Origin of the sequence: Bradyrhizobium sp. USDA 4538, from assembly GCF_024171045.1 — a bacterium.
Taxonomy (GTDB): domain Bacteria; phylum Pseudomonadota; class Alphaproteobacteria; order Rhizobiales; family Xanthobacteraceae; genus Bradyrhizobium; species Bradyrhizobium australafricanum.
The window spans coordinates 7123172-7136806 of sequence record NZ_JALJZE010000001.1 but is presented as its reverse complement, the minus strand read 5'-3'; the positions used below and the strand labels follow the sequence as shown (position 1 = coordinate 7136806).

General features: G+C 63.1%; 9 protein-coding genes. All 9 read right to left on the bottom strand.

Annotated features, from left to right (window positions below; genetic code table 11):
• Positions 1-7 precede the first annotated feature (7 nt).
• The 9 genes from J2R78_RS32580 to J2R78_RS32540 all read right to left on the bottom strand — a co-directional run bounded on the left by J2R78_RS32580 (position 8) and on the right by J2R78_RS32540 (position 13620).
• On the bottom strand, positions 8-1813 hold the full coding sequence (locus J2R78_RS32580; protein WP_253608175.1) for a serine/threonine-protein kinase: 1806 nt from the start codon (positions 1811-1813) through the stop codon (positions 8-10).
• Positions 1810-2586 (bottom strand): PP2C family serine/threonine-protein phosphatase, encoded by a 777-nt coding sequence (locus J2R78_RS32575; RefSeq protein WP_253608172.1) that lies wholly within the window; start codon positions 2584-2586, stop codon positions 1810-1812. Before J2R78_RS32575 ends, J2R78_RS32580 begins: the two co-directional genes overlap by 4 nt.
• 6 nt (positions 2587-2592) lie before the next feature.
• Positions 2593-3294, bottom strand: coding sequence for a type VI secretion system-associated protein TagF (tagF, locus tag J2R78_RS32570; RefSeq protein ID WP_309145026.1), 702 nt, complete (start codon positions 3292-3294; stop codon positions 2593-2595).
• A complete protein-coding gene (gene tssM, locus J2R78_RS32565; RefSeq protein ID WP_253608169.1) occupies positions 3291-6842 on the bottom strand; it encodes a type VI secretion system membrane subunit TssM in 3552 nt (1183 codons plus the stop codon). Before tssM ends, tagF begins: the two co-directional genes overlap by 4 nt.
• A gap of 45 nt (positions 6843-6887) precedes the next feature.
• Positions 6888-8123, bottom strand: coding sequence for a type VI secretion system protein TssL, long form (gene tssL / locus J2R78_RS32560; protein WP_256558703.1), 1236 nt, complete (start codon positions 8121-8123; stop codon positions 6888-6890).
• A gap of 284 nt (positions 8124-8407) precedes the next feature.
• A complete protein-coding gene (gene tssK, locus J2R78_RS32555) occupies positions 8408-9745 on the bottom strand; it encodes a type VI secretion system baseplate subunit TssK (RefSeq protein WP_028335406.1) in 1338 nt (445 codons plus the stop codon).
• A 48-nt stretch (positions 9746-9793) separates the two neighbouring features.
• Positions 9794-11170 (bottom strand): type VI secretion system-associated FHA domain protein TagH, encoded by a 1377-nt coding sequence (gene tagH / locus J2R78_RS32550; RefSeq protein WP_253608166.1) that lies wholly within the window; start codon positions 11168-11170, stop codon positions 9794-9796.
• A 12-nt stretch (positions 11171-11182) separates the two neighbouring features.
• Positions 11183-11746 carry a DUF6931 family protein gene (locus J2R78_RS32545; protein WP_225160378.1) on the bottom strand — a complete coding sequence of 188 codons (564 nt, stop codon included), beginning with the start codon at positions 11744-11746 and terminating at the stop codon, positions 11183-11185.
• Positions 11747-11751: 5 nt separating this feature from the next.
• Positions 11752-13620 (bottom strand): type VI secretion system Vgr family protein, encoded by a 1869-nt coding sequence (locus J2R78_RS32540; RefSeq protein ID WP_253608164.1) that lies wholly within the window; start codon positions 13618-13620, stop codon positions 11752-11754.
• Positions 13621-13635: the final 15 nt, after the last annotated feature.

Below are 13635 nucleotides of genomic sequence, written 5' to 3'. Positions count from 1 at the left end.
CGGCAGCTCAATTGGTGAGCATCACATAGCGTCCAGCCGCGGTGATGGTCACGTTGCCGCGTTGAGCTTCGCTGGTTGCCTGCAGGAAGAATGTGTCGGCAGCCATCGGTCGCGGCTGGCGCAATGAATCCAGGACCCGCGGGGCTGCGACGGCCAACAGGAGTTGCGGACCGGTCGTACGCTCCATCGGCAGGGCAAAGGAAAGCGAGTCGACGCCCGGCTTCAGGAGGTAGGACAAACTCCGCACCTCGCCGCGATCCGAGACCATGAGCAGTTCCACCACCCGGTTGGCAAAATTCTCGACGGTCCCATTGAGGGTCTCGCCGGCCTTCAGCTCCGTCGCCGACAGGTTGATGCGCGGCGCCCGCGCTTGATCGCTTCCGACCTGACTGAGGAATTTGACGGCCGGACATTGTGCCTGATTCACCTGCCTGACGCCGACCGAAGCCTCAAATCCCTGCTCCTTTCGAAACGCCTTGTCGAAGGTATCGAACGGGGCGGTCGAAGCGCCGAAGCCTTCAATGACGGCTGCGCTTGAGCTCACGGCAACAGGCAGGATGAAGAAGCAGTCGCCGCCCGCATACTGGGCAACATATTTGCGGATGCGCTCGGCTCGACCCGGCCCGTCGAGGGACGGAGACGGCGTCAACGTCGGCTGAGACGGCAGCTTCACCGGCTCCTGACGTGCCGGCGGTGGCGGAGCAGGCTCGCTCGTCGGCGCGGATGTCCCGGCGAGTTTCGGAGGCGGCGGCAAGGCCGCCAAGCCCGATGTCTTCCAGACAAATTTATAGAAGGTGTACCCACCGCCGCCCAGCAGAAGCAGCAGCCCCGCGACGCAAGCGCTGAGCCAGATGCGGCGAGAGTTCCGTGTGGTTGATGGCACCCGCTCCTGCCGCGCAGACGTCCCGGCTTCCGGCTTCCCCAATGGATCGAAGCCGTAGAGCGGTGCCGCGGACGGCTGCGCCGAACCCGCCGGCGTCCCGTTGGCGACCTCCGCCATGGTCGGGCGCAAGGCCGGGTCCGGCTGCAGCATCCTCTCGAGAAGCGGCCTGATGCGCATGTCCACTGCGCCGAGATCGGGCACGCGCCGACGCTTCTCGACCAGTTGAAACTGGCTCCCGCCCATATCGAGCTTCTGTCCGGTCAGGGCATGGAACAGCACGAGACCAAAGCTGTAGACGTCGGATTTCGCGGTGACATCATTGCCGTACAAGCCGACCTGTTCCGGCGACGCGTAATTGTCCTTGCCGGCGAAGCCGGAGCCGATGATGGTCTTGTCGCCCATCTGCGTCGATCGGGCGATCCCGAAGTCGATGATCTTCGCCCGCCTTACATCGTCGAGCGGCACGATGATGTTATCGGGGGAGACATCGCGATGGATAATGCCGTGCTCGTGAGCGGCCTGAAGGCCCGATGCGACCCGCCGCATCAATTTGATCAGCGCTTCGAAGGTCAGCGGCCCATCGTCGAGCATGTTCGACAGCGAGCGTCCGTTCACAAACTCCATCGCCAGATACGGGCGCTGCAGTGCGGGCTCGACCGTGAACAGGAAGTAGCGAACGATTGCTTCGTGCGGAAGATTGTGAAGCGCCGCCGCCTCCCGGCGGAACAGCGCAAGCGCCGCCTCGTTGTCGACCATGTCGGGGAGCAGCATCTTGACCGCGACGGGCGATCCGGTCTGGATCTCGCGGCATCGGTAGACCTCCCCCATGCCGCCTGCCCCGATCATCGCCTCGATCTCGTAAATGCCGTTGAGCCGGGTGCCGGCCGGCACACCGCGGTAGGATGACCGAAACGGATCGTTCGCGGTCATGGTCGCGGCTCCTGATCAAGCGGCGTCCTCGTCGGCTCTGAGGATCGTGGCGCGAGCAATCGCACGATCACGATCGTGACGTTGTCGAGTCCGCCGCGATCAAGTGCGAGCGCGAGCATGTCGTCGCAGGCGGTCTGGGCAAGGCGGGTGGCCGCGTGCTGCTCGATCTCGTCGTCCCGCACGTGCCGTGTCAAGCCGTCACTGCAAATCACGAAGATATCTTCCGGTTCGGCCGGACCGGTCACCACCTCGAGCTCGGGGTCGGCGACGACACCGACAGCACGGGTGATGGCATTGCTCGGCCAGTCCTGGACCTCTTCGCGCGACAGCGCGCCATCGGCGATCAGCTCCTCCAACTCGCTGTGATCGTGCGACACCTGTGTGATGCCGTGGCGGTTGATCAGGTACACCCGGCTGTCACCCGCCCAGATGCAGGCATAATGGCCGTCGCGCACCAGCAGGACTGCCGTCGTGGTCCCGACAATGGCACCCTGCCTTTCATGGCTGAGTGCCAGGATCTGCTGGTTGGCGCTGAACAGACGCGCCTCGCATTGCGCCAGCAGGTCCGCCGCGGAGTCCGGCGCGCCGATGGAATCAAGCGACTCCACCACGATGCGGCTGGCAAGATCGCCCGCCTCGTGACCGCCCATACCGTCAGCGACGGCCCACAGGCCGACGTCGGTTCTTACCAGGCACGCATCCTCGTTCCGCGCCCGCACCCGTCCGGCGTGAGTGACGCTACCGACATCGAACAAGGAGGGGACGTGTGCCATCGCGCGTCATCCCGTCCCGGATACTTCGCGGCCAACGTCGCCGGTCAGCAACGTGGAATAGCGAAACGGATCCGGCAATCCGCGGCAACACAGTGCGGTCGGCGAGAACCCTTCGCCCCCGGCGGTCCACCAGAAACTAGCCGCGGCATAGACTTGAGGGTTGGCGCCGCAGAGCGTGCCGAACGACTCGGCAAACCCATCGACCGTCGAAACCATTCCCAGCGTCGCATCACTCAGCGACACGACCGGCGGTCGATCGGTCCCCGGCGTCCGCAGACGGGGAAGCGCGAGACGATCCAGTGCATCGGAGATCTGCTCGAACGTCGCAGCCCGGTCCAGGGTCGAGAGCAGGAACGTCTCCACTTGCCCATACCACTCGTCCTGCGGGTCGATCTGCGGCGGCGACAGCGCGGCGTCACCATCCGGCACCGCATGCAGCGTCAACGGATAGTATCGCCCCACACCGTCGAGCGAGGGCATGATCGCTCCCGCGACGGTGGTGCCGCAGATCGCGGCGCCAAGCCAGAATCGCCAAATCGGCGCGGTCAGGAACGCTTCCTGCCAGCCGGCGCCGAGTTGATGGCGGCTTGCGGAGATGGCGGCCTGCACCCACGGCTCCCAGACTTCGAGGAAGCTGCGCGGCGTCGCGATCGCGATGAAATCACGCTTCGCGCCGATCTTGCCGAATAAGCCGCATCGCATGGTCATATTCCGGTCGGGCAACGAAACTCGCGGAGCACTGACAGGTTTAGCGGATTGCGCAGCGATCCGGTCGAAATCTGATAGTTGAGCTCACGTCCGGCAACAATGAACGTTGCGCTGGCGGATTCCGCCTTGGCGACCAGCGAGCCGGCCTCCAGCATTCGGAACAATGACCAGGGGCCGATGCGCTCGAGTACGGACGGCGAGCCAGTCTCGTTGCTGACCGAAATTGCCGTCCGCGGCGATGGGCCGGGCCAGAGCACCGTCGTCGGTGAATTGCTCTGCGGCGGCGGCGGCGGAGGAGCGGGTTGCGGCGCACCAAACATGGAGGGAGCTGCGGCTGGTCCTGGTGTGGTTGGGCTCGTGATCGTCGTGCCGCCGATCTCGGTCTTGACTGTGATGCCGGGTCCGGCCGCGGCCGGCGGCCGGATCGCAAAGGACACCGCCGGCACACCGCCGCCAGTCTGGAAAAAGGCATCGCGGATATAGGCTGCGTTCTGGAACTGCTTTAGCGTATCGGGCGAGAACGATCGGCCGACGGGGCTCTCCTTCCGCCAGACCCATTCGGATCGCGACGTATCCGCATAAGGCGCCAGGAACTGAGTGAAGAACTTGTCCATGACACCGTTCGGGCTGAACAGTTTGGCAAAGTCCGCGAGCGGGACTTCCTGACCGCTGCTCCGTACGAACGGGTAGCGGTTGGTCACCGTCTGCTGACAGACCGGCGTGACCTGATCGCGCAACGACTGCAGGATCTGACCGGCCGTGGAGGCGGCGATGCTGCCTTCGAACTCCGCGGCCGCCGCCCGCAGCATATCGGAAAATGGTGGCGGCATACGCGAGGCATTGTTGCGCAGCGCCGCAACCTGGGTCTGAAGCCCCGCCGTTGCTTGCGCCGTCAGCTGCGGATTCTCGACCATCAGCGTCAGATTCTGCGCGATGTCGTTCAGGTTTGCGATCGTCGAGTCGATCGGCCGGCGGGTGCTCTCCCCTTCAAGCACTGCATGGTAGGGTTTGAACTGCGACTCGATCGCCGCACCGGGCGTACCATCCTGGGCGTTGTTGAACAGCGCCGGCGCGGTCACCGCGGGCGGCGCGGCCGGCGTGCCGCCGCTCGCCGGCTTCGGGCGTTCCTTGGTCAGCATCGTCTCATCGCGCACCGACTCCAGGATTTGCCGCATCGGCGAAGTCGGCGCCGAAAGCGCCCTCAGCACCTCGTATTTCGGCTTGTCCGCGAGCAATTTCTTCAGACGCAGACTGCCGAGCGCGGTCCGCCACGTCGTCACGAACTCATTGGAGTAGATGCTAAGCAGATCGCCAGCCAGATTGTCATACTGCTGGTCGATTGCCGATTGCTGGCCGGCGTCACCCAAGACCCACCGCTCCCGCTTCATGCGCTCCGACAATCCGGGCAGTCGAGCGATGAACTTCTGATTGAAGCCGTTGTAGGTGAAGAACTCGGGTACCCGCACGTTGTCCAGGGGCTGCCCAGTCGTGGTTTCGAAGACAACTGCCACGTCCGGACCGCCTCGGCGGCTGGCGATCCAGTCGCCGGCGGTCGATCCTCGAGCCTCCGACTTCAGGAACTCGTAGGCGCGTTGCGAGACGCTGAGGCGCGCCAATGAATTCTGGGCCTGCTTGATCAGCCGTCCGTCAAGCTCGACCAGCGGCGGCTGCTCGGTTTCGAGGTCGAACATGGCGACGAGATTTTCGTCGAGCAGACGCCGCCCTTCCGCATTGGTCGCGCCAGGATAGAGGTTGTCCGCCCAGTCGCGCTGCATCCAGGAACGGATGAGCTCGCGGTCCGGGGATTGCAGGCCGCCGAGCATCAGGTAGACCTTCAGCGCCTCATAGACGAAGGCAGGCTCGTTGATGCGCGCATTGAGCTGCTCTTCCAAACGGTACAGCAAGCGAGGCCTGAACATGCGCTCAAGCGCGGTGTGATAGGCTGCCTTCGCGGGCGACAACAGGCGCGCGTGCTGACTGAGCCCGTAGCGCGCCGACAGTGCGACCGGCTCATTCCGTGAGGCATAGCCGGCCGGGGCGTTCCGCAGCCGATAGAGCAGCGGCAGCACCTTGTCGAGATCGTGATCGGCGATCAGCGTTTGCTTGATGAGCGGCGCCCCGGCGGCCGCATACTCGTTGTCCGCCTGCAAACTCTGCTCGATCAGGTCGGAGTTGCGCTTGTAGCTGGTCAGCCACGCACCGACCAGTCCGATCGCCACCAAACCTATCAGCGACAGCGCCGCGGTCTTGAGGATCAAGGCGCGGCGCACCGCAGCGCGGTCGGTCGAGACCCAGTCGGCCTCGCCGATGATGACCTTCGAAATCAAATCGGCAAGGAAATAGCTCTTGCCGGTTCCGGAGTACGATCCGGCACCGACTTCCTCCGCGCCGAACGTACGCGCCAACGATCCGATCAATTGATCGATCGGCGTGCCCTGCTGGGTGCCCGACGTGAAATAGAACCCACGCAGATTGGCATTCACGTGATACCGTGTCGGCTCAAAAATCTGGTTGAGGAAATCGTGTATCTGCGGCTTGAGCCGCGCCATCTGCGCCGGGAAGCCGAACAACTGCACCCGGTGCTGCGGCGTCGGCTCGTCCTGCAGACGGTCGAGCGTTTCCTCGCTCAGACGCTCCAGCAGGCGATCGAACTCGACCGGGACCTGTCCCACCAGATTCTGGGTCTTGTCGGCGGTCTGGAACGTGGCGCCCCAGACCTGGCGCCGGCCGGCCTCGCTGAGATAGGCGAAATATTCGGTGAAACCGGCAACGAGATCGGCCTTGGTGAACAGCGCGTAGACCGGGAAGCTCACTTTCAGCCTTTGATGCAGCTCGAGGAGCCGCATCCTGATGGCATCGGCATGAAGCGCGAGTTCCTGCTTCGGCAGCGTCAGCACGTCTTCCAGACTGATTGCGACGAGAACGCCGTTGATCGGCTGGCGCGACCGATTTTTTTTCAGGATGTCCAGGAAGGACAGCCAGCTTTCCTTGTCGGCCTTGCTGTTTGAATCCTGGGTCGTATAGCGACCGGCGGTATCGATCAGCACCGCTTCCTCGGTAAACCACCAATCGCAGTAGCGAGTCCCGCCGACCCCGGCGATCGCCGCCGGCGTCGCCCCGCGCGCGAGCGGAAACTTGAGCCCCGAATTGACCAGCGCAGTGGTCTTTCCCGCACCTGGCGGACCGATAATGACGTACCAGGGTAGATCGTAGAGATATCCGGACTTGTTGCCGCTCGCGGTCTTGAGCGTTGCGAGCGCATCCTTCATGCGCTCCTTGAGCACCGGCTCGTCGCTGACAGCCTGGTCCGCAGCGCTGACGCCGTCGGCGATCTCTTTGGCATTCTTGCGTCGCTTGAAGAAATGAAGGCCGGTGATGCCTGCCGCCGCCGCGCCGAGCAGCAGGATCGCGATCTGGCGAACGATGTGATTTTCCAACGGATGCCAGTCGCCGAAAGCAACGAAGGGACCGGCAAGGTAGATCACTGCTCCAAGCGAGCTGAGCCCGACTCCATAGAGAACGATGCGTAGAATGTCCTTGGCGAGCATATTGACCGGTACCTGTCGCTTATCGCGTGAGCTTCTGGCGTCCGCTTATTCGCTACGTTCGATGAAAATTTCGACCCGACGGTTTTTGGCACGTCCCTCGGGTGTCGAATTGCTGGCAATTGGTGAATCCGATCCCTTGCCGTCGACATCAACGCGCGAACCATCGGCCAGGCCGGGTTTCAGCGCGGCGGCAACCGCCTTGGCGCGCTCGACCGACAATTCGAAATTCGAGGGGAAACGCACGGTGCGGATCGGCGAGCTGTCGGTATGGCCAACCACCCGGATTCGTCCCGGCTCCTTGTCGAGCGTCGCGGCAACGCGGGCCGCGATCGGCTTGAAACCATCCAGGATGGTTGCCTGGCCCGAGGCAAACAATGCGAGATCGCACACCCTGATCACGATGAAGCTCGCGGTCTGATCCGCGGTCATGGCGCACGCCGTCTTCTCCTGCGCAAGCGCGTTGCGAATGCGCTGCAGCTGGGTGATGCGGTCCGGCGGTGGCGGCGGAGGCGGTGGTGGCGGCGGCGCAACGACGCGGCGCTTGAGCTCGATCGGATCGCCGGGATGCAGTGCCAGCGCGACTTGCGCAGCATTCTCGGCGCGGCCAGCCAGCAACGTTCGCAGAACGAAATAGGATCCGGTCAGCAGCGCGGCGACCACGGCCGCCACCAGCCAGACCGGAATGCGCAAGCGCTTCCGCCGACCGGCCAAGGCCTGTCCGCGCCAGTGCGGCGACAGATCGTTGGTCGGCTTGGGCCGAACCCGGCGTAGCGTTTCATAGAGGTTGCGCTGGATCATCTGGAGGTTCGCAAGTCCGCCCGGCGACGTCCGGTGGATGCCCTGGAATCCGAGCGCAAGGCAGGCGTGCTGGAGCTCGAGCACCGGATAGTTGACGAGCGGATCAGTCTTCAAATGGTCGAGAATCTCGAAGAAGCGTACGCCGCCCACGCGCTCGCCGAAGAACCGGCTGAGCATCGAGTATTGGGCCCAGACGTGCCGGTCGTCGGTCGGAATGTGCTGCACAATATCGTCGGCGGTCGCGCACAGGATATACTTTGCCGTATTGGCCTGGTGCTCGGAAATGCCCGCCGAGCGGATATCCTTTTCGAAGAACTTGATGGCGTCGGCGACCTGCTCCATCAGGCTCGCGAATGACGCCCGCATCAGCGCGACGCGCAGCCGGCCGAGCAACTGCAGCAAAGGGCCGCCGGCGCGCATTACCGGATTGGCGTTTGGCGCAACCAGATCGTCGACACGCAAGGGCGGTCCGGGCGGCAGCATCGGTTGCGGCGCCTGAGCCTGCGCCGGCGTCGAAATCCATTCCTCTGAGGGTTGGCTGGTCGGCGGGGCGGCGTAGCTTGCGCTCTGCGGTGTGGGAGAAAATGAGGGCGGCGAAGGGGCACCAGGCGAAGCCATGGGCGATGGTGAGTACGCTGGACGGCTGGCAGGTCCCTCGCCTGCCGGAGGTTGAGGGGCCGGAGCCGGCGGCATCTTCCCGCCGGGGTTCGGACGGATGATGGTCCGCTCACCCCGACCGAAAGGATTAACCGGCTTGTCCCTGTCGGTCATGGCCGCTCTTCCAGGATGGCCCAAAGGTACAACTCAAGCTCCGGCCAGTCGCCGGAAAAATGCATCCCGATCGAGGCCGCTGTGCTGAACTCGGGCCACAGCGGCGACTTGCGATCGAGATAGAAATAGACGTGGTCTGTGATGGCTCGGATGTGCGGTGGCGGCGTCGGCAGATGCACCAAGGTCAAACCCGGCAGGTTTGCGTGCACGATCTCGGTCATTTTCGTGTTGGGCCCGACCTTGAACAGATGCGGGAATTCATTCTGAATCTCCACGAGAGGTCGCCGCGCGGCGACCTCCAGCACCAAGGTCGCATTTCGGAACAACGCGCGATCGCGGATCGGCGATACAAATGCGTTCTGGGCGCGTTCGATGATCTCCAGACGAATCGCCCGCCTGCCCAGCCGCGCGCTCAGGAAATCCTGGATGTCGCGCACCAGGGGCGTGAAGACGTATTCGAGGTTGTCGTGATCGTATGCCGGGTAGTCACGTGCGCGTCGTTCGGTGGTCGCGAAGGTCGCAAGCTCACCGGCAAACCTCAGCAATTCCTCGTACAGCCGCTCGGGATGTACGCTGCCGGATCGCTTGAAATGAGTCAGCACCGGAATGGTCCGGTTCAGTACCTGCAGCACGAGATAATCGACGCTCTGCAAACCGCCGCCGGACGACGGATCGACTGCGTAGCGTGCAAGCTCGTCGAGCTTGGTCTCGACCCAGCCGATGATTCGATTGAGCCAGCCATCGACAACCGGATGCGCGGCGCAGACCAGCATCGGCGGCACAAACTTGTCGTCGAACAGGATATTCTTGTCGCGCACTTCGAGGATGCGAGCGATGCCGAGACCCATGTATCCCGGCTTGCTCGTCTTGCGCAGCTCGAACGACAGGCGTGGATAGACAACGTCGATCTCTTCTTCGATGCGCAGCGCCGAGGTTGAATCGATAAACGTTTCGGCAGTCCGAACGTAGCGACTTGCGCTGTCGGTGCGATCCTCATCCACCTCCCGCGTATTGGGCGCCGCGACCGGCATCATCAGCCAGACGATCTGGCCTGCGGCCGAATCCGGCACTTCGATGGCTTCCGGGATCGGGCTGTCGGCAGGAATATCGAACGGCGTTCCGTCCGGCATGACGCCGGTCGCACTGCGCACGGCGAATTTGCTCTGCTGGGTAAGATCGTTATCGATCTCGAGCTGGGCAAAGCCCCAGGGATACGGTGTCGTGTAACGAACGCGCTTTTCCAGCAGATGCTCGAGATAGCGATCGTTCTGCTGCAAATGATGCGGTCGCAGGAACAGGCCTTCCGACCAGAAAACTTTGCTGTACCAGGACATTCCTACATCCACTTGGCAATGATCGGCGACTGCATCGTCACCGACAGTTCACTTTGACCCCGACTTGTCTGCGCGGTCGTAATATTCGGAGAAATGCAGCATGAAGGTATCGATCGGCGCGCTTTCGTCGCGACCGAGATGCGCGTTCCAGCGCGTCAAAAATTCGTCCCAGAGCTTGCTCTTGTTCGAGCCAAACAAGGATCTTGCGCCGCGCTGAAGCTCGAGCTCGCGCGCCATCAGCGTCGGATCGATACTGGCGATCAGTCCCCGGACGGCATGCTGCATTGCCGCATAAGTCTTCAATTGATGGGTTTTGAGGTCCTTGAAGCCCTGGGCGAAGGCATGCGGCGCATCGAGGTAACTGCGGGTCGGCGGCCCGAACAGGATACGCATCGCGTCTTCCGCGGTCGGCGAGAATTTCAGCGGATTGTTCTCGATGGCCTGGATGGTGGTTTGACTGGTGCTGCGCGTCAGCTGCTTGGCCTGGGTGCGCGCCTGCAGCAGGGCCATCAAGTTTTCCACGGTCATGCGCAGGATGACGCCGAGCTGTTCCGCGAGTTCAGCTTCGGTCTTGTCGGCGAAGAAACCGTCCGGCAGCCCGGCAGCACGTGCGACCAGGCGCGCAAACTCCGGATTGCCGATCGACGCGGCCGTGGCCGGTGCCGGCTCGGCCAGTTGCGGCCGCGGCGCTCCCACATGCCCTGCCGGTGAAGGCGCCGGCGGTGGCGGGGCAGCCGCTTCGTCGTCGGCCCATACCGACGGTCGGCGCGGCGTCGGCATCGCGTGCAGCACGTCGACCGGCGGTTTTGGCGTGGCGACCGGACCGGCTGCCCAGCTCATGTCGTCGTGCAGCGGCGGCTCGCGTTGAGGCATCTGCGGCGAATGGCGGACAGGATCCACACCCGCCGCGGGAACGCTCGCTGCCCAGTCCAGGAATTCCGGATTGACGGGCCGCGCGGCCTCGCGCGGTTTTCGCAACTGCTGCGGGTCGATTGGCGGCGGCACGTCGCGACCGGGAGCCCACAGCTCGTGGTAATCGGCGTGCTGCTGAGCGAGCGGAGCTTGCTGCTGCGCACCATGGCTCGGCGTGCCCTCGGCAGGCTCATCCAGGTCCAGCGAAACGCCAATGACATAGTGGCCGATGACGAGCCGATCGCCGTTGCGCAGCCGATGCGCTCCCCGCATACGCTGGTCGGCACCATTGAGAAAGGTGCCGTTGGTCGAGACGTCGTGCAGCCAGTAGCCGCCGTCGCGATAATGGACCTCGCAATGCTTCCCCGAAATCATCCGTGCCGGATCGGGCAATGTCCAGTCGAGATGGCGGTCCCGGCCAATGTCGACCGAACGCCTTCCGGTGACAGTAAATGACACAGGGCCGCCGTCTGGAAGGTTCGGCTCGTTCTCGATGTTGAAGCGAAGCACCATCACATCGTCTCGTCAGCGTGGAGGGCGCGGTTCGCCGCGTGCCAATTGAATACCATCCTCCAGGCAGGCCGTCATTATCCGGTCCCTGGACTCACGGGTAAGCCGGCAGAGGCCGATCAAAAGGGCTGCGCGAACCGCTCGCGCTGTCTGGTCCGGCTTGGCTTCGACCGGTGCAAATTCCGCGGGAACCACGCTTCCGCCAGACCAACCCGCCGCCAGCGCCAGCCAGGTCGCCGGCTGCTCGGGATCGTTGGCGTTGCCGACCGCCAAAGCCTTGTTGCGCGATTGCTCGTCCGGTTGCCGGACCCAGGTCTCGGCAAAACTGAGCGACCTGCCTTCATTGCCGTCGAAATGGTCGAACATCTGCCGCAACGAGCGACAGCCCCAGGCGACGGCCACGCGCCTGGGGAGCAGATACGCGCAGAAGGATACAGCCTGGTGCCAGTTGCCCGCATCGGCCGCCTCCTGCAGGAAATCCAACGACAGTTTATCCGGAGCGGCTTTGCCGACGTCGTAGCGCGCCAGCGGATAGGCTTCAAAGAGATCGTGGACTGTGCTGAACCGAACCTGATTCATGGCTGTCAGCCGACAATGGTTGGCGTGCCGTGGGCAACCAGCGGGCCGCCGGCCGCGAGCGCCATGGCGGCCTGCGCGGTCATGGTGATGGTTGGCGCGTTGATGACGATGCCGGCTGGAGACAGGATGATCTGGCTTGGGCCAACCTGCAGGGTGATGTTGACGTTGGCCGTGAGGGTGATGCTCAGGCCCGCATCGACGGACTGATCCATCGCCAGCTTGACGTGCTGACCGCCCAATTGGATATCAAGCTTGTCGTTGCCGTTCTTGAGCGTGGTCTTACGAGTATCGCCGCCGAACGCCGCCTCACCGATGGTCCTGGTCTCGGTGTCGCGGACCGTGACGTCGTAGTCCTTCTCGGCGTGCACGGTGATCTTCTCGGACCCCTTCTTGTCCTCGAAGTTCCATTCGTTGTAGCCGCCTCCTCCCTTGGTCGAGTCGGACTTCAGACCCGCAATCGTCTTCTTGGACGGCAGGTCGTAAGGCAGCTTGTATTCATCGTTGTAGACGGTCCCTATCACCAGGGGCCGGTCGGGATCCCCTTCCAGGAATTCCACGACCACCTCCTGCCCGACGCGCGGGATGATCTGACCGCCCCAGCGCTTGCCGGACCAGACTTGCGCCACGCGCAACCGGCACGAGCGCTTCTTCTTCCGATCCCAGAAAAAGCGAACATAGATTTCGCCCAGCGACTCGACGTCGATCTCCTCGCTCGAATTGTCGTCCTTGGTCACCACCTTGGCTGTCTGAATGCCGTTGATCCTCGGCTTCGGCGTCGTCATGGGAGTTCGAAACGGCCGATCGCTCGGCAGAAATTCGTAGCTGCCGAAGTAGACATGCTGTCCGGCGTCGCCGGGGCCGCCAGTGCGATAGGATTCGATGGAAAACGAATGCGCGGCTCGTACCACGAGATATTCGACGTTCTGCGAGTCTTTCGAGTGCTTCTCGAGCTTGGTTAGTCCGCCGGGGAAAAGGTTGACGGCGTCGCCGTTGCCCCGACGGCGCCGATCCATCGCCTGCTCGGCCTGGAGCTGGATCTTCGCATATCGCTCGCCGTCGGACTTCTCCTTGAACTTGCCGGGATAGTCGTAGAACTCCATCTCGGATCGTGTGTAGTGCTCGGAGCCCTTGGCGTCGCTGATCATCTGCGCGTTGGGCTTCTGGTAGTTGTAATCGTTGAGCTCGATCTTCCCGGTGCGGAACCGGCGCTCGGACGCCCATTCATAAATATGCTGCTCGCCGCGACGATCGGAGCCGGTGAGCGGGATGTAGGGGATCTTCGCGAGGCCGTTGATTGGACTGTGCGAGGACTTGGAATCGGCCAGCACCAGCGTGTGCTTGCCGCCTTCATGCTTGAAGAAGTAGTAGATCCCGTGCTGTTCCATCAACCGGCACACGAAATCCAGATCGGTCTCGCGATATTGAACGCAGTATTCGAGCTTTGGACATGAGCCCTCTTCGGTAAGCTTGGACTCATAATCAGTGAAGCCGCGCTCGTTGAAGACTTCCTTGATGATGTCGGGCGCCTTCTTGTCCTGAAAGATCCGGCAATCGGTGGTCCGCGACAGCAGCCACAACCAGGGCCTCAGCACGATCCGGTAACTGAAATAGTCGTTCTTCACCCCCAGCCATTGGGCTTCCGTGAGAATGCCGCTGAACTCGCGTTCCTTCTCGTGCAATTTGATGGTGAGGGTGCACTGCTTGCCGATGGCCCGATCGAAGTCGAGATCGGCTTCCTCGCTGAGACATTCGATGCGGTATTCGAACAGTTCGCTCAGACCTTCGGCGGCCTCGAACCGGGCAAAAACCAGAACGTCCTTGCCAAGGGGGGTCTTGAGCTCGCAGAGGCGGGTATCCTGGGTAAGCTGGCCCATGTGGGCGTTAAACTC